21 protein-coding genes and 1 pseudogene are annotated in these 20,534 nt (G+C 34.8%); 8 read left to right on the forward strand and 14 right to left on the reverse strand.

Annotated elements, in window-relative coordinates:
• Positions 1 to 97 precede the first annotated feature (97 nt).
• The 5 genes from MKY49_RS11465 (at position 98) to MKY49_RS11485 (ending at position 4,756) form a co-directional block, all read left to right on the forward strand.
• Complete coding sequence (locus tag MKY49_RS11465) at positions 98 to 613, forward strand: hypothetical protein (RefSeq protein WP_274793151.1); 516 nt, start codon at positions 98 to 100, stop codon at positions 611 to 613.
• A 425-nt stretch (positions 614 to 1,038) separates the two neighbouring features.
• The gene (locus tag MKY49_RS11470; RefSeq protein WP_274793152.1) at positions 1,039 to 1,539 is read left to right on the forward strand and encodes a sigma-70 family RNA polymerase sigma factor; all 501 of its coding nucleotides are present in this window, start codon (positions 1,039 to 1,041) and stop codon (positions 1,537 to 1,539) included.
• Positions 1,536 to 2,792: a DUF4179 domain-containing protein gene (locus tag MKY49_RS11475; protein WP_341386267.1), complete on the forward strand. Its 1,257-nt coding sequence runs from the start codon at positions 1,536 to 1,538 to the stop codon at positions 2,790 to 2,792. Before MKY49_RS11470 ends, MKY49_RS11475 begins: the two co-directional genes overlap by 4 nt.
• Positions 2,793 to 3,060: 268 nt before the next feature.
• On the forward strand, positions 3,061 to 3,603 hold the full coding sequence (locus MKY49_RS11480) for an RNA polymerase sigma factor (protein WP_312506667.1): 543 nt from the start codon (positions 3,061 to 3,063) through the stop codon (positions 3,601 to 3,603).
• Positions 3,593 to 4,756, forward strand: coding sequence for a zf-HC2 domain-containing protein (locus MKY49_RS11485; protein ID WP_341386268.1), 1,164 nt, complete (start codon positions 3,593 to 3,595; stop codon positions 4,754 to 4,756). The genes MKY49_RS11480 and MKY49_RS11485 overlap by 11 nt, the downstream gene beginning before the upstream one ends.
• A 68-nt stretch (positions 4,757 to 4,824) precedes the next feature.
• Here MKY49_RS11485 and MKY49_RS11490 read toward each other — a convergent pair whose 3' ends face one another.
• From MKY49_RS11490 to MKY49_RS11525, 8 genes and pseudogenes are all read right to left on the reverse strand, one after another.
• The gene (locus MKY49_RS11490) at positions 4,825 to 5,316 is read right to left on the reverse strand and encodes a PaaI family thioesterase (protein ID WP_341386269.1); all 492 of its coding nucleotides are present in this window, start codon (positions 5,314 to 5,316) and stop codon (positions 4,825 to 4,827) included.
• A 1,377-nt stretch (positions 5,317 to 6,693) separates the two neighbouring features.
• Entirely contained in the window at positions 6,694 to 8,550 is a 1,857-nt protein-coding gene (locus tag MKY49_RS11495; RefSeq protein ID WP_341386270.1) for an alpha/beta fold hydrolase, read from the reverse strand.
• 57 nt (positions 8,551 to 8,607) lie between these two features.
• Positions 8,608 to 9,174: a TetR/AcrR family transcriptional regulator gene (locus MKY49_RS11500; protein ID WP_322605160.1), complete on the reverse strand. Its 567-nt coding sequence runs from the start codon at positions 9,172 to 9,174 to the stop codon at positions 8,608 to 8,610.
• An 89-nt stretch (positions 9,175 to 9,263) separates the two neighbouring features.
• Positions 9,264 to 9,487 (reverse strand): annotated as a pseudogene (locus MKY49_RS11505) (flavoprotein); the annotation flags it as partial.
• Between the two features lie 83 nt (positions 9,488 to 9,570).
• Positions 9,571 to 9,930, reverse strand: a complete 360-nt coding sequence (locus tag MKY49_RS11510; protein WP_341386271.1) for a YxeA family protein — start codon at positions 9,928 to 9,930, stop codon at positions 9,571 to 9,573.
• Positions 9,931 to 9,952: 22 nt separating this feature from the next.
• Positions 9,953 to 10,687: an ABC transporter permease gene (locus MKY49_RS11515; protein ID WP_341386272.1), complete on the reverse strand. Its 735-nt coding sequence runs from the start codon at positions 10,685 to 10,687 to the stop codon at positions 9,953 to 9,955.
• A 12-nt stretch (positions 10,688 to 10,699) separates the two neighbouring features.
• Entirely contained in the window at positions 10,700 to 11,455 is a 756-nt protein-coding gene (locus MKY49_RS11520) for an ABC transporter permease (protein WP_312506678.1), read from the reverse strand.
• On the reverse strand, positions 11,455 to 12,366 hold the full coding sequence (locus tag MKY49_RS11525; RefSeq protein WP_341386274.1) for an ABC transporter ATP-binding protein: 912 nt from the start codon (positions 12,364 to 12,366) through the stop codon (positions 11,455 to 11,457). The genes MKY49_RS11520 and MKY49_RS11525 overlap by 1 nt, the downstream gene beginning before the upstream one ends.
• Positions 12,367 to 12,531: 165 nt before the next feature.
• Between MKY49_RS11525 and MKY49_RS11530 the strand changes: the two genes are divergently transcribed.
• The 3 genes from MKY49_RS11530 (at position 12,532) to MKY49_RS11540 (ending at position 15,605) form a co-directional block, all read left to right on the forward strand.
• Positions 12,532 to 13,245, forward strand: coding sequence for a response regulator transcription factor (locus MKY49_RS11530; RefSeq protein WP_312506676.1), 714 nt, complete (start codon positions 12,532 to 12,534; stop codon positions 13,243 to 13,245).
• Complete coding sequence (locus MKY49_RS11535) at positions 13,245 to 14,636, forward strand: sensor histidine kinase (RefSeq protein WP_341386275.1); 1,392 nt, start codon at positions 13,245 to 13,247, stop codon at positions 14,634 to 14,636. The genes MKY49_RS11530 and MKY49_RS11535 overlap by 1 nt, the downstream gene beginning before the upstream one ends.
• A gap of 693 nt (positions 14,637 to 15,329) precedes the next feature.
• Positions 15,330 to 15,605 (forward strand): YqhV family protein, encoded by a 276-nt coding sequence (locus MKY49_RS11540; protein WP_274793165.1) that lies wholly within the window; start codon positions 15,330 to 15,332, stop codon positions 15,603 to 15,605.
• A gap of 650 nt (positions 15,606 to 16,255) precedes the next feature.
• Here MKY49_RS11540 and MKY49_RS11545 read toward each other — a convergent pair.
• The 6 genes from MKY49_RS11545 to MKY49_RS11570 all read right to left on the reverse strand — a co-directional run bounded on the left by MKY49_RS11545 (position 16,256) and on the right by MKY49_RS11570 (position 20,392).
• Positions 16,256 to 16,561 (reverse strand): monooxygenase, encoded by a 306-nt coding sequence (locus MKY49_RS11545; RefSeq protein WP_274793164.1) that lies wholly within the window; start codon positions 16,559 to 16,561, stop codon positions 16,256 to 16,258.
• Positions 16,562 to 16,859: 298 nt separating this feature from the next.
• Positions 16,860 to 17,183: a hypothetical protein gene (locus MKY49_RS11550; RefSeq protein ID WP_322610811.1), complete on the reverse strand. Its 324-nt coding sequence runs from the start codon at positions 17,181 to 17,183 to the stop codon at positions 16,860 to 16,862.
• Between the two features lie 428 nt (positions 17,184 to 17,611).
• On the reverse strand, positions 17,612 to 18,430 hold the full coding sequence (locus tag MKY49_RS11555; RefSeq protein WP_341386276.1) for an SPL family radical SAM protein: 819 nt from the start codon (positions 18,428 to 18,430) through the stop codon (positions 17,612 to 17,614).
• 22 nt (positions 18,431 to 18,452) lie between these two features.
• Entirely contained in the window at positions 18,453 to 18,986 is a 534-nt protein-coding gene (adaB, locus tag MKY49_RS11560; protein ID WP_341386277.1) for a methylated-DNA--[protein]-cysteine S-methyltransferase, read from the reverse strand.
• Positions 18,970 to 19,593, reverse strand: a complete 624-nt coding sequence (locus MKY49_RS11565) for a bifunctional transcriptional activator/DNA repair enzyme AdaA (protein WP_341386278.1) — start codon at positions 19,591 to 19,593, stop codon at positions 18,970 to 18,972. The genes adaB and MKY49_RS11565 overlap by 17 nt, the downstream gene beginning before the upstream one ends.
• Positions 19,594 to 19,678: 85 nt before the next feature.
• Positions 19,679 to 20,392 (reverse strand): 2OG-Fe(II) oxygenase, encoded by a 714-nt coding sequence (locus tag MKY49_RS11570; RefSeq protein WP_341386279.1) that lies wholly within the window; start codon positions 20,390 to 20,392, stop codon positions 19,679 to 19,681.
• Between the last annotated feature and the right edge of the window lie 142 nt (positions 20,393 to 20,534).

The raw sequence follows: 20,534 nt of genomic DNA on the forward strand, positions 1-20,534 counted from the left end.
TTTACTCGAAGTTATCCCTTCATTAACAAATTTTGTAGAATAGTTGAAGAAGGATGATGCTATAATTAAAGTTAAAAATTACGTTATGAGGTGAAAAATGGACTCTTTCGAATTAAACAAATCCAAATACATTGTCGCTAATATCAAAGACATTTTATATCATAAGCTTAATTTTGTTAAACCGTTATCTCACGATGAGATCAAACAATTAAACCTCGTTAATCCACCTGTATATGATAGTGAGAAATATTTCTTAAAGGAACAATGGTTATATCGTATGGATATTGGAGAATGGGAAGATGTGGAGATTATTATTCAAGGGAGCAATGAAAACCCTGATAGGGCTTTAATCGAACTAGCAGAAAAGATTTTCGAGGAACTCCATCTACATATAAGCCGTTCATTAAACTATCTACAGAAATTTTTTCCTACTCAAGAAATGAAGCATTACTATCTATCCACAATAAGTTTTGGAAAGATGGTGAATGTTGACGATTATCTATTTACAGGGTTTAGTTTAGCTTTTATTTATGATGGTCCTTTTGAGTTTCAGTATAAAGTGAAATGTAAAGAGGATGGATGGCCTATTGGTTTTGAAGGTGGGCCACTCTAATCATCAAAAACCATTTAACTTATTATTTTAATGATTTATAAGTTGTATTAAAAAGAGAAGTTATACTTAAAGAAAAGAGTTGCCTAGGCAGCTCTTTTTAATCTTTTATTAGGTATGTATGTTATTTACTTTAATGTCCTTTGATAGTCTCATATATACCAAAATTAGTAGCATTATGTTTCAAACTATTTTCTCTATTATTATTAGGACAACTATTATCGATACTTAGAAAACCCTTCACTGATTGGCCGAACATATCCATGAAAGACAGGATTATTAGAAATAAGTTCATTCCTGGGTCAATTCCGAACCAAGTAATCTGTGAAAATATCAGTTGCCACACAATGAAGTTCTCTAAAATAAATTCAAAATTTTTGAACGAATTGAAGAATTGCTCAGTCTAATGAAGGAAGGAGGCGAGAAGGATGAAATTTGAAATAGAACAACGTGCTATACAAGGTGATCATGAAGCGATACTTACGCTTATTGAAATGGATGAAGATATTTTATATCGCATGGCCATTACATATATGAAAAATGAGCAAGATGCTTTAGATGTGATGCAGGAGCTTGTATATAAGGCACTGAAAAAAATGCATACCGTTAAGCAGCACGAATATGCCAGAACATGGCTTGTTCGAGTCTTAATTAATTGTTGTAAAGACCATTTACGAAAACGCCAACCCACTGTTCCTATTGAGGAATACCATCTTTCTGAATGGGTCATCTATTCAGATATGGAGAGATTATTAGAACATCTATCTTTGTCGGAGCAGCAACTCGTCTATATGAAATATTTTCAGCAACTAAAAAATAAAGAAATTGCGGAGCTAAATCAAATACCTGAGGGTACTGTAAAGTCGAAGCTTCATCACATCTTAAAAAAGCTTAGACACTTTGCTAGAGAAAAGGAGGACTGGCTGTGAGTAAACCATTAATTGACGTTCCTAAGGAGAAGCTTCAACAAGTTCGAATAGACATGTTTCGTAAAGTTCAACGAGAAAAAAGAATAAAGAATCGCATTGTTTCGGTTACATTTATCTCCATGCTTTGCCTAAGCCTTATCTTTTCAATTCGCATTTCTCCAACGATTGCCAGCCAAGTTGCAAAAATACCTGGCTTTCAGGCAATTGTTTCAGCGATTGCAATAGATAAAGGAATAAGAGATATAGTGGATCATGAATATTTTGAAGAAATCAATGTGACGCAATCTAGAAAAGGTCTATCACTTACATTACAGGGCGTGATTGCCGATAAATCAGGATTGGTACTGTTTTATGACGCCGATGCCTCGTTTGATATGTCAAAATTAAACTTAGAGAAAGTTCAATTGTTTCAAGGGGATGAGGAGATTGAATGCGGCTGTACGTTTATTAGAAATGCAAGCAACCAAACATATATTTCTTCATCAGTGGAATATAATTTTTTAGAGCCTATTGCCTATACTTCAAAGGATTTTAAAGCAGTGTTTTACTTTAGTGATGAAGAGAAGGGAAACATTAAAATTACTTTACCATTTTCGCTGAAAAACGAGGTCGCAGAGGAGAAAATTTTTACTGCGAATCGTACGATAGATGTCAATGGACAGAAATTTACGATTACACAAATTCGCCGTTCTCCTTTAAAAGTGGCACTCGATATTGAGCTTGCCAAAGATAATACAATGCAAATATTAGCGCTGGATGATGTTGCCGTCATGACAGAAAGCGGTGAGCGCAGAGATAGTATTATAAATGGCATTTCAAAAGGCGGAAATATTCGCGATGGCAAATTTACGCTCTATTTGCAAAGTAACTATTTCGATGATCCTGCATCACTGAAGGTTATGATTGGAGCGGTTCATGCAGTGCCAAAGGGTGAGGATTTTGTTGAAGTTGATTTTAGCACAAAAGAAATACTCACAAAGCCTACGTATTTTAATGAAGACCTTTCCGCAGCGCAGCAAAGTGTATCAGTTAAGATTAATAAGGATAATAAAGGCAAATTTTTAATGTTCTCTGATGCCATAAAAGAAGATGGTACGCCGTTAGAAATTAAAGGTGTGACAATTTCAAGAGACGAACAGTACGTAATGGAGACGACCCAATTTGAAGACTATACTGGGAAGGCAAAAATATATTTAAACTATTACACCAATCCTATCGGGAACAATATTGAAGTAAACATTCCATTACAATAAAGTGCGGCTATTTAATAAGAAGAACATTTTAAACTTATGTCTTACTATAATCAGAGAAGTTTTTTCTGACCAATTACTCTCAATTATAATAATTTGTCTAAAGGTTCTTGTCCAAAAATAAAGACAAGAATCCTTTAGACATTTTTTATTTCTTCTATTGTTTTGTTTATAGAATAATCAATAGCTAAACTCAAAATCTGCAAAAATAAAGGGAAATTTTGAGAGGAAATGAAAATTTTTTCGTTATAGTAGTAGGGAGGTGATACAAATGGAGATGGATGAAGTCATTACACGAGTTAAAAATGGTGAAAGTCATCATTTTGCACATATTGTAAAACATTATGAGCAGAAAATTTTTACTACAGTCATCAGAATAGTAAAAAATCGTGCTGCAGCTGAAGATATCGTTCAAGATATTTTTATAAAAGTTTTTTATAGCCTACATAAATATAAAAAAATAGGCTCCTTTAATGCCTGGCTATACCGAATTGTAGTCAATAATTGTTTTGATTATTTACGGATTCAAAAGATACAAACGATGCAAATCGACAGTAATGTAATGGATAATCGTTATCCGGAAAAAGTATTGTTGCTACACGAAAGAAATGAGCAGTTAGAAAAGCTTTTACAACAATTGGATGAAACAGAGTACATGGTATTGTTACTGAAATATGTAAATGAGCTAAGCTATGATGAAATAAGTGAAGTGCTTCAGATTTCTTTAAATGATGTTCGTAACAAGCTACACAGAAGTAAGAGAAAACTTAGGTCCATCACAATGACAAAAGGAGGTTATTTTTATGAAATGTGAACCAATTTTGTTAGAAGATTATGTAGAAGGTTTTTTAGATGAGGATGAACAAAAGAAAATAGAAGATCATTTACAATTCTGTAAAAATTGTCAACGTGAATATGAGCAACTATTAAATGAGCAAAACATCTTATTTGCACAGCTTAATATACCTAAAATAACAAGTAGCAAAGAGGATGCTATTATGCACCATATTTACACTGATACAAAGCGGAAAAAATCCTGGTATACTTTAAAAATTTCTGTAATCAGTGTTGCCGTTATTATACTTAGTTTTACGTTTTATTATTGGCACCGTCCACCGATTGAAGTCACACAACAGGTGGATGAGCCAACACAATTAGTAGAAACGAATAGTAGTGAGCAAGAAGAACATTTAGATAGTAAGCAAGTCTTAAATTACAATGAGCCATTCCTAGATGTTTCTATTGATAAAGTTGTCGAGAATGGGGAAAACATCGATATTCATTATCGAGTTAAATTTAAAGAACAGTATCAGAGAGATCAAGATAATGTATATAAGCAACTTTTAAATAAATATCAAGATATAGAAGTGGCCAACTCACATAAAGTGGATGAAGCACAAGACGACTTTTTCGGAAGTGTAAAATCAAATGTTCGATTTTCCATACGAGATAAAGAAGGGCAATTAATTATCACTACTAAACGAATAGATGGAGAACAACCAATGATTTCAAACTTTTCAGCTAGTGGTGGCGGCACAGCTATATTGGGTGAAATGATTTATACGACATCTGTCCCGAAGTATACTAACCCTGCTACGTTTGAAGTACTTCAAATGGAAGCATTTGTGTTCGATTTATTTGAGACAGAAGTAGATACTGCACATATACAGCCATTTCAATTTAATAATGCTACTTACACCATTGATTCATTAGAAATCAAACAACGTACACTTTATATAGCGATCTCTACAGAGGGAGAGCCTGAGAGGCTGGCATCTGATTGGCATCTGGCGATTGATAATCGTTTAATTGGTTATAATTCTGCCTCTTCAGATTACATTAACAATCGTACGGTTTATAAATTACAGTTTGAGAATTTCGAACAAATCCCAGCTAATTTAAAGCTAGTGCCATCAACTGTAATAATCAAAAAACAAATTGATCCAATCGTATTTGATTTACACTAAAAAAGCCCACATAAATACAAGTTAACCTTCCATAGGTTAACTTGTTTAGCTAATCATAATCGCAACTGTTAATCACTCTTTTTTTGAAATGTACTAGGCATGACAACAAGAACTACTGTACCGCGAGCACAGAGCGTATCTTCAGCGTACACTTCTGTTTCAACCTTCCATCGTTTCGGATGAATTTCTTCAACAGTACCAATTGCTTTTAATGGGACGTGTTGCGGAGTCGGTTTTAGGAAATCTACATTCAGGTTAGCCGTTACAAATCTTGGTGGCTCTGCTCCATCACCAATTTCATGTCCATTTTTACGATGCAACGCAAGCGCAGCAGATCCTGATCCATGGCAATCAATTAAAGATGCGAGTAAACCACCATATAAAAAACCAGGAATACCCATGTATTTTGATTGAGGTGTAAAGATGGTAACTGTCTTATCTCCTTGCCAACCAGTTCGAAGATGATGACCATCCTTATTCAGGCGACCACACCCATAACACCAAGCGAAATCGTCTGGATAAATATCTTGTATTGCTTTTTCTACTATGAATTCTTCCATTCTACTTCCTCCTCAATACTAGTAGTATTTATCATAAGTTTTCTAAGGAGCGTTATTATAAAAGTAGTTTAAGTATAACGATAATATTTCAACTATTCAATTAATAAAAAAATAGGCATTCACACGTTCCATTGCGTGTAGCAACAAGGAGATACCTAGTGAAACAAGTAGAAGATGAGAAAAGCGATATAGAATACCTATTATATTTGATTGAAGAAATAAAATAACATTGGGCTATGGTTAAAAACGGAAAGACCATCAGACCCTCTAATACAGAAGATGAAAAGTAAAGTTTAAGTAAGACGTTTCTTCTTACTTAGCTTTCAGAATAAAAAGGTATGTACCTTATGTTTGTAACTTAACTCCAATGTTGCAAAATTATTCGTAAGCGATAAAGCGTAAAGCAGTTAGATGCGAGGACTGTGCTGACATAAAAAATCACGCGGATGCTAGAAGCGGAATTAAGTGCGGATGAAAGGGCTTATAGACAGGGAGTTATGGTGTTTATTAGACATATTACTTTTCTGGACAATGATGTACGTTATCTTAAATGAGAAGTGCATTGTTGATAAGGTAGTTAATATCTATCTAAGCTCCCCTCCACACAAAATAATTTTAGTTTACATAATATAAATTATAGGAAGTTATATTTCAGTGAAAAGTATACTAATAATATTGAGACAGAATCTAAATTTTTAAGTGTAAAAGGTCCAGATAGTTTTGGACACCAAAAATTCACATGACAAATAATAAAGAATTCAGCTTTTAGTACATTCTCTTTTTAACATAGATCCTACAAGTGCTTTACTTACACCTAAGTGTTCAGCTATGCCCAATAAAAATCTTATCATTAAAGTTTTTTCATTTATTTTAATTAACAGGATAATTTTGATTACATTTGAGTTTACCTATAACTTTCAGCTACAATTTGGACTAAATAACCAGTCATCAAAAATTTCGACAACTGGTTAGGTGTATACTTTTTAGATTGTAATATATCAGCGATTTTCACTTCTACCTGTAAAAAGGATACTAAACATTAGTTTTTACAGAAGCAAGATCTCATCTCCTTTTGCAAATTCATTTTCTATAAAAAAACTTTTTTACTTTTTGCTGGTCGGCTGTATAAATAAACAGCACTAAGGATTTAGTGGCTCGACTACGCAACATAATTACGTTCTATCATGGAAGTTTAAGTATATTTCTCCACAAGGTGATTACCTGCAATTCTTAAGGAGCAATACTTTGTAAATGATTAGCTGTTAGATTCTTAAGTAAATATATCAAATGTTCATATAGACAACCTTTTTTCAAACAGTACGACTTTATTTCTAAGACACAACATCCTACTACACGCTTTTTATTTATCCCACACTCTCATCTGCTATTACTACTATTTTGTATTACCAAATTAGCCGTTTCACTCGGATGGTTAAGAGGAAAATGATGACCATATGGAACAAAATCAACCTTACCAAGATGCGAAGGAGCAGAATAGCCTCTGTCATAATCCCCCCAAATAATGTGAAGATTATACTTTGTTACTTCATTGAAATCACCTTGAATGGTTTTCGATAGTAAACTGTTAAGCTGAACCGTTGTATTTAAAATTCTAGGAGAAGTAAAACTTTTACTTATTTTTTCAATATAATGTTCAGGGATACTCTCCGTACTTTCAAATAAACCATTACTTAATAAATAACGCTCTATCAAATTAGTAGTTGCTAACTTCAATGTCCATTTGTTTATAAATTGAGGAACATTTATCGATTTAGCATTTTTTTTAGCAACAGGTGGCTGAAGTAAAGTTATTGTATACTTCTTATCTATGTACTTTTGTACTATTGCTTCCAAAAGAATATACGCACCAAATGAATGGCCAATTAGATGGGCACCATTAGTAGCTTTCTCCAATAACTTTTTTAATACATTCAAATAGATATTTAAAAGATTTTTTTGTCGTTTAAAAGGAGAACGTCCCAAACCTGGAAGGTCCATGATCCATACAGGTCGACCCGTTTTTTCATGAAGCTCTTTCCCTAAAGGAAATAAATCCTCTCCATCACTTAATAAACCATGTAATAAAATAAACGGTTTACCCTCTCCTTCTGATTGGTAAATGGTAGTATTATTACATAATGTTCGTTTAAATAAATGACTGTGCTGGCCATTTTGATACATCATGCGATAATCCAGATCAGCTATAACGGCTGGGAAAAATTTCATTACATTTGTCTCCTTAAACCAATCTTCTCCCATAATCTTTTTCACTGAACCATTTGAAAATGTTCGATTTGTAATAAAGTTCAGCCCATCAGCAGGAATTTGGGTTATTTTGCTTACGCCACTATTCATAAGTGCTTTCATAAATGGCAATGGGGCAGAAATTTTAGGTGCAGTCATATTCATACTTTCTGCCATAGCATCTAATAATTCTGAAATATTTTGATCATGTTGTTTATCTCCAACAAGTGTATATGTTTGTATAGTTGGATGTCCCAATCGGAAAACCTGCACAATAAACTTTGCTAGTTCATCGTTTGCAATAAGTGGTAATCTATATTTCTTACCCCCAGGAATTACTGGCATGAGCCCTTTTCGCATACTCATCACAAGCAAGCCTAAGCCTACTGTTTGCTCCGTACTCCCTGTTTTACTACTTCCAACTACAGTTGGTGGATTAATTACTGAAAGCGGATAACCTACTGTTGATGCCTGCTGACGGATATAAAGATCTGCTAAAAACTTTGTTCTTTCATATGGATTTTTTATTTTCAAAAAATCGTTTCCTTCTTTAAACACATCTATCGCAATCTTGCTATTTTTATCATCAAAGGGACTCATATAACCTACAACATGAATAAATTGTTGCAATCCCTTCAATTGATGAATAGTTTTAGCGAGTTCACTAATATGTTGGGCACCATTCAAAAATACGGAAGCCGCCTCATTGGTTGTCGCTTGAATATCCATGGGGCCGCCTGCGTGAATAATCACATCCGTTCTCAATACCCTCTCCTTATCTTCAGCACTTAGACCTAAGTCTATTTTCGTCAAATCACCTTCAATAAAGTGCATAACTGCCTCTTTTAAGATGCCTCTCTCTTGAAAAGTTCGTGTTGCTTTACTTTTCGATCTCACTAATAGAAGAATTGTAACATGCTCTTTGGCTAATTCCTCCACTAATTGCTTTCCAATAAAACCTGTTCCACCCGTTAAAAATACTGTTCTCATATAAATCCCCCTTTTAGTACTATTCAGTACTAATTTGATGTAAAAAAAATGCTTCTTTTATCGAAGCAAGTTAAAAAAATGATCTGCTGTTTTCATGATTACAGTTGTATCTTTCAGTGTTTCTGAAATAAATAACGCTCCTTCAAGATTTGTAATAAAAAGAGATGCAACCTCGTCAATATTAATGGTCTTTCTAAATTCACCATTCTCTATCCCTTGTTTAAGTAAAAGAGAAACTTTCGTTTGTAATCCTATAAAGAAAAGACCTATTTTTTCTTTTACTTTTGTGGCATTTGTAGGGCTTTGAATATAAAGCGTAATAAAAGGACAGCTCCCTTTATATTCTCTCGTCTGTACTCCTTGTGATAATTGCTTTAAAAACCGTTGGATACGATCTTCTACTAATAATTGGTTTTGAGATAGTAAGTCATCAATTGCAGATTGATACATTTCAATCCAATAATCAACAACCCCTTCCAACAATTCTTCCTTATTAGAGAAATGATAATACACATTAGACTTTGAAACTTTGCTTACACGAACTAATTCATCCATGCTTGTATAAGCAAACCCTTTTTCTAAAAATAATGATGCAGCTACTTCAATCACACGTTTTTGATTCATTAATTTTATCCTTGTCATAATTAGTACTGTACAGTACTATTATAGGCATTGTCAATTATTTTTGTTAGTTTAATAAAAAATCGATCAAAAAGCTGTTCTGTATCCACTAATTCGCAAATGCGAACACCGAGTGCGCCACGTGCTACTAATGCATCTTTTTCTTCGCCACCATAGGCTTCTTCTATAGCTTTTTTACGCATATCCACACTAGCTTTATTGCTGGATTTTCTGTTTGTAATTCTGCAAGTGCCAATAAGGTATTAATATCCGAATGGCCACTACCGATAACTACAATTTTCTTATTAGCATATCTTTAAGTATTCGTATTAATGTCTGGGATACCACACTTATATTGCCTAGCCTCCAGAATTCCTCCTAAGTGTCTTTTTCAGTTTTTTACTTAGAATATTTACTTTTGATTGGTTCAGGTAATTCATTTAACTGTATCTCCTGCCAATAGGTCACACCCCGAAATGATGCAACATACAATTCTAAATATGCACCTTTTCGTAATTGCTTGCTACTGTTAAAGGTAAGAATCTTCTTTTTGCCACTTTCATCAAAGGCTTCTAACGTGTATTTATATCTTTGATTATCGCCTAACTTTTCTCCGTTATCGTCATTGCCTATCATAGTATAAAAACGAGATTTCCCTTCAGGATTTTCTGGAATAAGCTTATTAGGATTATAGAAGAAGATAGAAAACGCAATAATAACTATTAGGCCAATGCTAGTAACTAATATAGACTTTTTCATGTTACCACTTCCTTTTAATTGTTTAAGCTACGACATCCTTCTTTCGCATCCAATGGATTGCTAATAAACTAATGACAATAATGTATAGTAGATTAGAAATTAAAAACAAAACATAATCACTCTGGGAAGAAAAACCTGATTGACTTAGTACACCCATCCCCATAGTTAGTAAAGAATAGGGAAAGAACATTCCTAAATCCAATACATACATGCCCAAGCCTAAAAAAGTGAAGCATAAACCAATACCAATAGGAACTGCGAAACTACGAAAACGCATCGAAAGAAACAATTGCAAAGCACTAATTGTAAGACTAGCTATCAAGCCTTGAGTGAACCATTCAAATAATTCACTAGGAAGTGCTGAGGTTAGCCCTAACAGTTTTCCTCCAAGAAGGTACAAAAGAAAAAACAGACCTTGAATAAAAATTAGCTGTATACCGACAACTAGCATCTTAGATAAAAAAATACTAGCTACCGATACTGGAGCGGTCATCATCATATTCCAGTTTTTATTTAGATGCTCTAATCTCCACATATACGCACAGCTAATAGAAATAAGTATGGGAAAGAAAAATTCTCCGTAAAATAGACCTACCTGCGACCACAAACTATACCATTCATTCGCCAATACACCTTGATTCATATAAAAGTTGGCACTTCCAATCAATACGCTTATTATTGGAAGAATCATTAGTATTATCCATATACAGGAATGGCGTAATTTCAACCACTCAGCAGAAATGCAACGTTTTAACATAGTCAATCCTCCTTATACCTCTTGTCTCGATATGTGGATACTACCAGCTAGAAAGATAAAAATTCCTGCCGTGATTAGAAGTGACATCAATGGCAATGAATTACTTATATCCTGTGTACTAAATTGCATTTGTTCATTAACATAGTTCTGCTTAATGGGGCTTAGACCTGAGTAATAGGACCAAACAAAAAGTCTGCGGATTCCAAATGGGAATAAATCAGCTGCCAGGCCGATGAAGCCTCCAATCATACCAAGAGTTAACGCAAAAGCTTGATTTTTTACCGCCATTGATACCCATTGTTGGAGTGCTATGATAACCATGTTGGTCAAAACTGTTCCTGAAAGGAATTGAGCCAGTAGTAAAAATGGTACTGGGTCATTAAAACCTTTAATAATACCAAATGCACTGATAGAGAATACTTGCAAAATACACATCCACAACATGACAAGACATGCACACATATATTTTGCAGCATAGAGGTGCCCTCGCTTCACAGAAATTGTTAGTAACAATTTCCATGTTTTTCCTTTATGTTCCATATCACAGATGCGGGAGACGCATATTGCTGATAAAATAGGTAAAAAGAGGCCATTCATAGTGGACAGCATCAACATAAGTGTTTCCCATTTGGCTATCTCTGGATTACGGGAAATCGACATGCTTGTTGCCATAAACGCCCACGTTATTTCTACAAGTAAAATTAGTGTCATCATCAAAAAAAGATGCTTATGGCGCAATTTGTAGAATTCGAGACGAATCGCGTTCATTATAGGCTCCTCCCCTTTCCTGTAATTTCTAGGAAAATGCTCTCTAAATTCTTCTTATTTTCCTCAATACGCAGTACGTCGATATTAGCTGAAGTTAAACTTCTATTTATTTGTATTACCTGCTCATCTGTTAAGTTTCCAAACACTAACGAATCTTCACGATAAAAAGGAGAGAAACCTTTATCAGAAAGTAATTCTTTTGCTAACAAATTGTTACGTGTTTTTATCATGATATTTGGATGGCTTTTGTTTTTTAATTCATCCATGTTACCTTGAAACATCATGTTTCCATCGTTGATAATCCCTACTGATGTTGCAATCTGCTCAATTTCTGAAAGTAGGTGACTAGAGATAAGTACCGTCATTCCATAGCGTTTGGGTAAAGATTTAATCAATTCTCGAATTTCACCAATACCAGCAGGATCAAGACCATTTGTTGGCTCATCCAAAATCAATAGCTTTGGAATAGATAACAATGCCATTGCAATTCCTAAACGTTGCTTCATTCCGAGAGAATACTGTCCTACCTTTTTATCCTTTTGATTCTCCAATCGAACAATTTTCAATGCTTCCGATACATTCTTTTCTGGAATATCCCGAAGTCTCTGTACAATGCGCATATTTTCAAGTCCTGATAGATGTGCATAATAAGATGGGGATTCAATAAGAGAACCAGTTTGACTCAAAATAAGCTGGCGATTTCCTTCAAAATCCTTTCCAAAAACTTTTACATTGCCATCGGTAGGTCGCATTAACCCTAATATCATTTTCAGTGTGGTAGACTTCCCTGCACCATTTGGCCCCAGAAATCCAAATATATCCCCTTCACTTACGGATAAGTTTATATCCTTCACACAGTATTTACTGCCATACCGTTTAGAAAGATTTTGAGTAGTAACTATTTGGTTCATTTTATCTTCCTCCAATTTGTTTAACCATGTTCTTTTCACAAAGATAAAAACTTAACCTTTCGTTAACCTGAAATGAAGGTTACGCTAACCTTAAATCATCATACTTACTGGAAAATAAAAGGAATTTAGAAAAGAGTATTGTATAATTATTGTGGGTGATTTTATATGGATGATATCAAAAACAAGAAGTTGCTTATTGTAGATGATGAATACGAGTTAAGGAATATGGTAGATGGATTCTTGCGCAAAGAAGGATTCGGACGGATTTATCAAGCCTCTAGTTGTGCTGAAGCATTAGAAATTTGTCATACTGTGAAACCTGATCTAGCTATTTTAGATGTAATGCTCCCTGATGGCGATGGGTTTTCCCTTCTATCGAACTTACGTCAAACATCAAATATGCCTGTCCTCTTTTTAACGGCAAGAGGTGAAGATGAAGATCGTTTGCTAGGACTTGGACTAGGTGCAGATGATTACATTGTTAAACCTTTCTTACCAAGGGAACTAGTTCTCCGTCTATCGTCAGTTTTGAGACGTGTTTATTCACCTCCAAAACAGGAACAGCGTCCAGTATTCCAATTAGGAAACTATCATATTGATTTTGAAAGTGGGATTGTTCAGAATGAAGGCAACCAATATCATTTGACAGCAAAAGAACATGCATTGCTGTTTAAGCTATATGACAATCGAAACCGCATCGTCACAAGCGATGCACTTTGTCAGGCTGCATGGGGAGATGATTATTATGGCTATGAAAACACATTAATGGTACATATTCGCCGTATTCGTGAAAAAATAGAAGCTAATCCTTCTAAACCTGAATACTTACTGACTATTCGAGGGCTCGGATATAAGCTGATGGTAAAGGGAGAGGAGTGATGGAAGGCACACTACGTATTTTAAAGCGTTTTATCGGTTCAACTATGATGATTTCTGCTTTTTTACTAGTTTTTAACTTTATCCTATTAGGTGTTTGGATATTCAATGGTATGAACAAAGGGGATTCTCCTGCCGCCATTGTTCAAAATGTGGCAGAGGGCTTGCATCGCTCGTCCAATACTTATTCTGCAGATAACACAACAGTAAAATTACTAAGGGAAAGTCACGCATGGGCAATGTTAATTAATGATTCAGGACAAGTAGCATGGAATTATATGCTCCCAGACGAAATTCCGAAAACCTATTCGTTAACCGAAGTAGCCAAGTTCACCCAAAGCTATTTAAAGGATTATCCTGTTTTTGTATGGGAACATGCTGAAGGGTTGGTAGTTGTCGGGTTTCCGAAAGACAGCTTTGCAAAATATCAGTATATACTTCCAACAAGCTGGGTCTCTTCATTACCATTAAGGATGGTTGCTCTACTTATTATAAATATTGGTTTGGCATTATTATTGTCTCTTCTTATTGGCTATAGACTGATTCGCTCTATCCGTCCACTAGCACAAGGGATACAAGCTCTAGGTGAGGATAAAGAGGCATTTATAGAGCCAAAAGGTATATTAGCCGACCTCGCACAAAACGTAAATAGCGCTTCGGCTTTACTTCGCGAAAAAAATGATAGTTTAAAAGAAAGGGATGAAGCACGTGCCAACTGGATTGCGGGCATTTCACACGACATCCGAACTCCACTTTCAATGGTACTTGGCTATGCAAGTGATTTGGAAGAAAATATAGATATTCCTTCAGAACAAAGAAGGCAAGCTAGCGTTATCCGTAAACAGGCAGAGTATCTACGATCGCTTGTAAGTGATTTAAACCTTGTTTCAATGCTAGAATATGAGATGCAGCCATTGAACAAAAGGCAAATTCGCCTTTCCGTTTTGGCAAGACAAATTGCATCCGAATTTCTAAATAACGAATTGGATGAACGATTCAAAATAGAAGTGAAAATTTCAGATGAAAGAATTCAAGTCAATGGTGATGAACGGCTACTAAAGCGTGCCATTTTTAATCTGATACAAAATAGTATTAACCATAATCCCGACGGCTGTGTGATAATTTTACAAACATCCTTTAATGAAAGTAATAGGACCTGTAGTTTTATCGTGGAGGATAATGGTAATGGTATACCTCAAAATGAAATACCTAATCTATTGGAACTCCCCTTTTCTTCTAAAAGAAAACGTCCTAACTACAATGGACATGGCTTAGGGCTACCAATGGTTGCAAGAATCACAAAGGCACATCAGGGATACTTAATTCTATCAAGTGAGATTGGCAAGGGGTTAAAAGCAGAGCTTGTTTTGCCCTTCGATTATGACAATTGCTAGAGGTTATGTTTTATATGAAGCGCAAATACTGATCGGGAAGGTCAATATGTAAATGCAAAAGGGATTGTATGCAATCAAATGACATCACAATCCCTCTTGAGTATATACATCCTGTTATTTTAAATAATGAATGAAAAGACACGCATTTTTACATGTGTGTCCTAATTCTATTCAAATTAAATTAAAGTATCTACTGTAATCCTTCTCTCGGCTTTCAGCTTAGCTGAACGTATATATCTTTGTAGTCTCACTCTTTTTCTGACCCAGTAAACATTGAATGACATCAATTGGCACACAGTTATTAAATTGCATAGCTTTCGTAATTGATGCGGATGTAAAATCTTTTTATACCCGCTCGATTTAATATAAGCTTGATCATTTATCTTAAATTATCAATGCTCTTCCACCTAAATTCTAAAGAGGTTTTTTACTATTATTTATTATCTTGTGTATTTGATATGAAGAAGCAGATGTATGTATATGAATCTCAAATTTATATAGTCTACCATATCTTTTTCTAGCGTTTTCTAGTTTGCTACAAACATCTAAATTAATACTATAAAGGATAATATAACAAGAATATTCGATACGAATCATACATATATTGATTTTAGTATTTCATTCAAACAGAAGTTTATAATTATCCTAATATGGATTTAAAATATATATTCAAAAATTATCTATAAAGATAGGATGATGACAATTATTGATAAATCGGTTTTGGCAATGGTTATTTTACGTGTATTGTCTGGAAGCATTGAAGTAAGTGCTGGATTGTTGATGCTAAAGTTGAATAATTTAGAAAAAGCACTCTATATTAATACAATGCTTGCTTTGGTTGGCCCAACAGTTTTAATCGTAACGACGGCAATTGCATTATTTGGACTAGCTGATAAAATTCCTGTGGCGAGAATCATTTGCTTATTTACGGGAATAACACTTATTATTGTTAGCTCACATATTAAGTAATATGGATATACATCCTAATAATGTTCATTAGTTTGGTGTAGCGTGTGACGACGCTGCTTTTTTTTTGTAAAATTACCCCCTAATTCCTAAATAGCGCTTCTCTTCTTGCTGCATCAATTTTGCTTAAGTTAGATTTTTGTCAGTTATATTATGTAAACTAAATTCACTTGGTGTGGAGGATATATTGGTTACGTCTACTTACGTCTTCCTAGCAATTAGAACTTCCCAATGGTATTACAACAGAAATTGTTCATACCTATGTCAGTTAACTTTTTTATGATTTTGGAGCTAAATTTCCTATTAGATATGTATTTGACCGTCTTGATATTTTAATGAATAATTCTCTGCTTTATTCAAGAGCACAGGCATTAAGCAATTAAACGAATGGACTTATTGTAAAACAGATGATGGTGGATGGATCCTACTTCATGCTAGTCAAAACTATAAAATGATAAACGAGTAGAAATACCTGCTTTCTAAACAACTCTAATAGATCTGCTCAATTCGTTTTATAAATTCATTAAAAAAGACCATCAAAAAAGATAGTCCTACTTCCCTAACTATTCAACCCTGTTTAATCTTTTCTAGTTTCCTTTTAGCTCGGACGGTTGTTTACACAGGTAAAGTAGTATGCTTTACCCTTTCCATCATTACTTAACATAACCGTGATTCATTGTTGTTAGCTTTTCATTTATGTCAAAAATTCTTACTCGAATATCTTTAATACCAAACGATTGAAGTCTTGCTTTATGCATGTCAGCATATTTTTCGGCATCTTGTTTTTCCTCAAATACATAGATACCTCCAGCTTCTTTTGTATCTTGACTTTCTGTCCATATTTTCCAATGGAACCCTTCTTCTTCGTTAATACTTTTTGCTACATCCCAAAACCCTTTGGCCATTTCTTCACCAAAAGGTCCTTCAAACGGAAAATCAACTTGTAATAAATATGCCATTTCAAACACTCCTGTTTTAGTTGTCATTTAAGATAACGTACATCAAAGATTTTACCCCATTCTTTTGTATATTATTATTTTTTTGAAGCGAATGAGTATAATGTATTATTCCTGCACTGAAAAGTAATATGTCTACCAAACACAAAAACTCCTTATTTATATGTCTCTTCACCAGCACTTAATTCCGCTTCTAGCATCCTCTGAAGCTTATTTATCAATAGAACTCGTTTTCCTAAGTAAAAACCGTAATGCATTAGATTCGCCTTTTTTATGTCCATTTAAAAATGATCTAACTTCTTCAGTTAGAGGGTTTGATGGTCTTTCCGTTTTTAACCATAGCCCAATGTTCGATCTTATCTTCTTCATTCAAATATAATAAGTATTCTATATCGCTTTTCTTATCATCTACTTGTTTCACTAGGTATGTTCTTGTTGCCGCACGTAATGGGCCGTGTGATTGTCTATCCATTACTTGAACTTTAAAACCTAATTCTAACTCGATTTGTTGAACTTCCTTGGACTTTTCTGCCGAGTCCCATATACTAAATCCTACAATCGCTAGAAGTGCCACACCTAGGCCAATAAAAGTTATCCACTTTAAATTACCCCTTTTCATCTTCATCATTTCCCTTCCTTCGTTCTAATAAGCATCTCAACTTATATAATTCACCCGTTAGGCTGCTATGGAACATCTCTTTTCAACATTCTTTTCATATGGTGAGGATGCCAATTCGAGGTTACTAGGGTATTATTCGAAAGCCCTGCTTATTTAGCATTTAGACGTTTTTGCTAGACAAATAGTTCTGAATATTTCCAAATGAATCATTGCTTTTCATTGCTTTCAATTTAAATGTTCGTGTTTAACTCAATTTGGGGTGTATCCAGACGATGGACAAATCGCATTTTAGTGGATTAAACACGAATATTTTTGTATCAATAAATAAAAATTTTCGTAAAAAAGAAGTGCGACATAACATACTCTAAGAATAAATTTTTCAATCATTATCACAAGAATGGTTATGAAGGCTGCCCGAAAGAATTTCGTATTTTTTATGGCTCAAACCCAGCCTGGCTCACGTAAACTTGATTTTCTGGAAAGACTTCAATAAAGCGGTTGTATACTTTTTTTATTACATGTGGTCCATACCATTCTTCTAGTCCAAGTTGGGTATATTTGTTCTCTATACCAAGTCTCTTTGTACGTTTTCCTCCACTGCCGTCGCCCATGAAGTAGTCATCGATACAGATACGATCGACAAATGGCTTTAATTTCACAGGGAAATAGTCTCCACTTGGTAAGATGGGAGCGATAGCCACTTGGGTTGGTATGCCCGAAGCCGCTAATTTTTCCAATGTCTTAAAGCGTGCCTGGATTGGGGGCGCTTTTGGTGTAAAATGCTTACGTATCGTTTCTGAATCGGTCTCAATCGTCATACTTACTCGAACTTTATCTTTAAATTGTTGCAGCAAATCGATGTCTCGACTGACAAGGGGGCTTCTCGTCTGTACTAATAGAAAATCAGGGGGATCTTCTAGCATCACTTCTAGTAAAGAGCGCGTCACTTTTTCCTTATGCTCAATTGGTTGGTATGGGTCTGTACTGGATGACATAAAAATGGTGACTTTCCCTTTCGTTTTGGCGCGATGGAGCTCTTTTTTTAATACATTGGCTGCTCCGTTTTTCACATCGACCCAATTCCCCCATTCTCCTTCTCGAAAAAGGGCTACAGGCATTTCGCGTACATAACAATAGGAGCATCCAAAAGAACAGCCTGTATAAGGATTTAGTGAATGTGTATATCCAGAAAGAAAGCCAGTCCCTTTATTCAGAATGGTTTTCGGATTTTTATAAAATAATTCATGTTTCATGTGAGTACCTCCATTCATAGCGTTACACCTTACTAGAAGAAGCTCGCTTTTCCAAATCCAGGAGCTGTGTCTTCATTTCTAATCCACCACGATAGCCAGTTAACGTGCCATTCTTCCCAATTACGCGATGGCACGGTACAGTAATTAATACAGGATTAGCCCCAATTGCCGCTCCTACAGCACGAACAGCAGTAGGTTTATTTATAGTATTGGCAATGTCGGAATAGGATTTCGTCTGTCCATAAGGAATGTCGCAAAGTGCCTGCCAGACTGCTAGCTGGAATGGCGTACCGATGTAGTCAAATGGAACAGAAAAGGTTTTCCGCTTTCCTTCTAAATACTGAATGATTTCAAGCGCATAGGGTTCAAGCTTTTCATTATCTTTGACAAGAGGACTTCCTGGTAAGCGTTTCTTAGCCCATTCGAACAATTCCTCAATTGGCTTGTTCTGTGAACCGACAAAGACTAGACCCTTTGAAGTTGCAGCAATATAAAACTTCCAATTCCGAAACTGTAGTAAAGACCAATATAGGGTTGGTTTAATTTTTGTTTTCATTGTACTTTTCCTCCGTTTTACTCATTTGACGAAATTGTGCGGGAGTCAGTCCAGTTTTCTTTTTAAATAAAGTAATAAAATAAGGCGTATTAGTCATACCCACACTTATGGCGATATCTCCAATTGCTTTATTTGTCTGAATTAAATTCTTTTTAGCCGCGTGCACTCTAACTTGTTGTATATATTCAACAGGCGTAATGCCTTTAATCTTCTTAAATGTCCGATGCATATGATAAGGACTTCCATGACAAATACTTGCTAACGAATCAAGGGTTAATTTTTCTGTGAAATGTTGATCAATGTATGCAGTAATTAAATCAACCCACTCGCTATCAGGCAGATTTTCATTAGTGGGCTTGCAGCGTTTACAAGGGCGAAAATTTGCACGGAGAGCTTGTTCTGCGTTTTGAAAAATATATACATTTTCTTTTTTCGGAACACGGGATTTACAGGATGGTTTGCAAAATATACCTGTCGACTTTACTGCATAAAAAAATTGATTATTGTATGCTGTATCATTATTAATAATGGCTTGCCACTTCTCATCCGTCATCATTTCTCCATCTATTAAAATCTGTTTATGTCCGTTGTTTATATAATCCGTCATTAATCTCACCTCTCCTTCCAATTTTACTCTCTATCCATCCAGAATGTATAATTCCGAGGATTAAATAGTAAGATATTGAAGTTTTTTATTTAGAATCATGAAAAATGATTCCAAGACCGTATCGTTCTCCAGAAGTAACTGTGCTTACTCCGTGCCGAACTGTATTTTTGTAATATCCTTTTTTACCTAGAACGGGTCTATGGTTAGTAGGGAAAATTAGCGCACTCCCTTGTTCTAGTGTAATGACATGTCCCCTGCTCTGAGCACGAGGAATTTGTTCCACTAATAGAGATTCTCCACCGCAGAAGTCATGATCGCGTTGATTTAACACAAATACGACTTGAAACGGGAAAAATACGTCACCATATAAGTCTTGATGCAAACAATTAAACCCACCCGTTTCATACTTTAATAGTAAAGGTGTCGGTCTAGTTTGGTCATATTTTTCACAGATGTTTAAAAAATCTTGAAGATGATCTGGAAACTGTTTTGATTTCTTGAAATAACCTAACCATCGATTGGCTGTTTTGGCCAATTCAAAATAAAAAGACTCTCTTAAACTTTGGATGATTTCAGGTAATGGATAGGAAAAATATTTGTACTCTCCACTCCCGAAGCGGTATCTCTTCATATTGATGGTTGTTCGGAATGGATCTTCCTGACAATACAATTCTATGAAGTGCTCACATTCCTCTTTTGTTAAAATCACTGGAAGCTTTGCAAATCCTTGCTCATCTAATTCATTTTGAATTAATTTCCAATTTAAGTTTACAACGCGTGTTCTAATATCTTGGACCACCTTTATCCACTCCTAGTTAGCATTCTTGATAAATAACACTATAACCCCATCATTCTAAAAAAATAAGGTGTTTAGAATGTAATAGCAAGATAACAAAATAAAGAAAGATTATGATGTGGTAAAGTAAAATTACTCTTAATAA

Origin of the sequence: Lysinibacillus sp. FSL M8-0134 (assembly GCF_038069745.1) — a bacterium.
In the GTDB taxonomy this organism is placed as follows: Bacteria; Bacillota; Bacilli; order Bacillales_A; family Planococcaceae; genus Lysinibacillus; species Lysinibacillus irui.

What these genes read in the sequence shown, in the direction of transcription:
- MKY49_RS11465 (WP_274793151.1), top strand. Translation starts at nt 98, where the DNA reads ATGGACTCTTTCGAATTAAACAAATCCAAATACATTGTCGCTAATATC.
- MKY49_RS11470 (WP_274793152.1), top strand. Translation starts at nt 1,039, where the DNA reads ATGAAATTTGAAATAGAACAACGTGCTATACAAGGTGATCATGAAGCG.
- MKY49_RS11480 (WP_312506667.1), top strand. Translation starts at nt 3,061, where the DNA reads ATGGAGATGGATGAAGTCATTACACGAGTTAAAAATGGTGAAAGTCAT.
- MKY49_RS11485 (WP_341386268.1), top strand. Translation starts at nt 3,593, where the DNA reads ATGAAATGTGAACCAATTTTGTTAGAAGATTATGTAGAAGGTTTTTTA.
- MKY49_RS11490 (WP_341386269.1), bottom strand. Translation starts at nt 5,316, where the DNA reads ATGGAAGAATTCATAGTAGAAAAAGCAATACAAGATATTTATCCAGAC.
- MKY49_RS11495 (WP_341386270.1), bottom strand. Translation starts at nt 8,550, where the DNA reads ATGAGAACAGTATTTTTAACGGGTGGAACAGGTTTTATTGGAAAGCAA.
- MKY49_RS11500 (WP_322605160.1), bottom strand. Translation starts at nt 9,174, where the DNA reads ATGAATCAAAAACGTGTGATTGAAGTAGCTGCATCATTATTTTTAGAA.
- MKY49_RS11510 (WP_341386271.1), bottom strand. Translation starts at nt 9,930, where the DNA reads ATGAAAAAGTCTATATTAGTTACTAGCATTGGCCTAATAGTTATTATT.
- MKY49_RS11515 (WP_341386272.1), bottom strand. Translation starts at nt 10,687, where the DNA reads ATGTTAAAACGTTGCATTTCTGCTGAGTGGTTGAAATTACGCCATTCC.
- MKY49_RS11520 (WP_312506678.1), bottom strand. Translation starts at nt 11,455, where the DNA reads ATGAACGCGATTCGTCTCGAATTCTACAAATTGCGCCATAAGCATCTT.
- MKY49_RS11525 (WP_341386274.1), bottom strand. Translation starts at nt 12,366, where the DNA reads ATGAACCAAATAGTTACTACTCAAAATCTTTCTAAACGGTATGGCAGT.
- MKY49_RS11530 (WP_312506676.1), top strand. Translation starts at nt 12,532, where the DNA reads ATGGATGATATCAAAAACAAGAAGTTGCTTATTGTAGATGATGAATAC.
- MKY49_RS11535 (WP_341386275.1), top strand. Translation starts at nt 13,245, where the DNA reads ATGGAAGGCACACTACGTATTTTAAAGCGTTTTATCGGTTCAACTATG.
- MKY49_RS11540 (WP_274793165.1), top strand. Translation starts at nt 15,330, where the DNA reads ATGATGACAATTATTGATAAATCGGTTTTGGCAATGGTTATTTTACGT.
- MKY49_RS11545 (WP_274793164.1), bottom strand. Translation starts at nt 16,561, where the DNA reads ATGGCATATTTATTACAAGTTGATTTTCCGTTTGAAGGACCTTTTGGT.
- MKY49_RS11550 (WP_322610811.1), bottom strand. Translation starts at nt 17,183, where the DNA reads ATGAAGATGAAAAGGGGTAATTTAAAGTGGATAACTTTTATTGGCCTA.
- MKY49_RS11555 (WP_341386276.1), bottom strand. Translation starts at nt 18,430, where the DNA reads ATGAAACATGAATTATTTTATAAAAATCCGAAAACCATTCTGAATAAA.
- adaB (WP_341386277.1), bottom strand. Translation starts at nt 18,986, where the DNA reads ATGAAAACAAAAATTAAACCAACCCTATATTGGTCTTTACTACAGTTT.
- MKY49_RS11565 (WP_341386278.1), bottom strand. Translation starts at nt 19,593, where the DNA reads ATGACGGATTATATAAACAACGGACATAAACAGATTTTAATAGATGGA.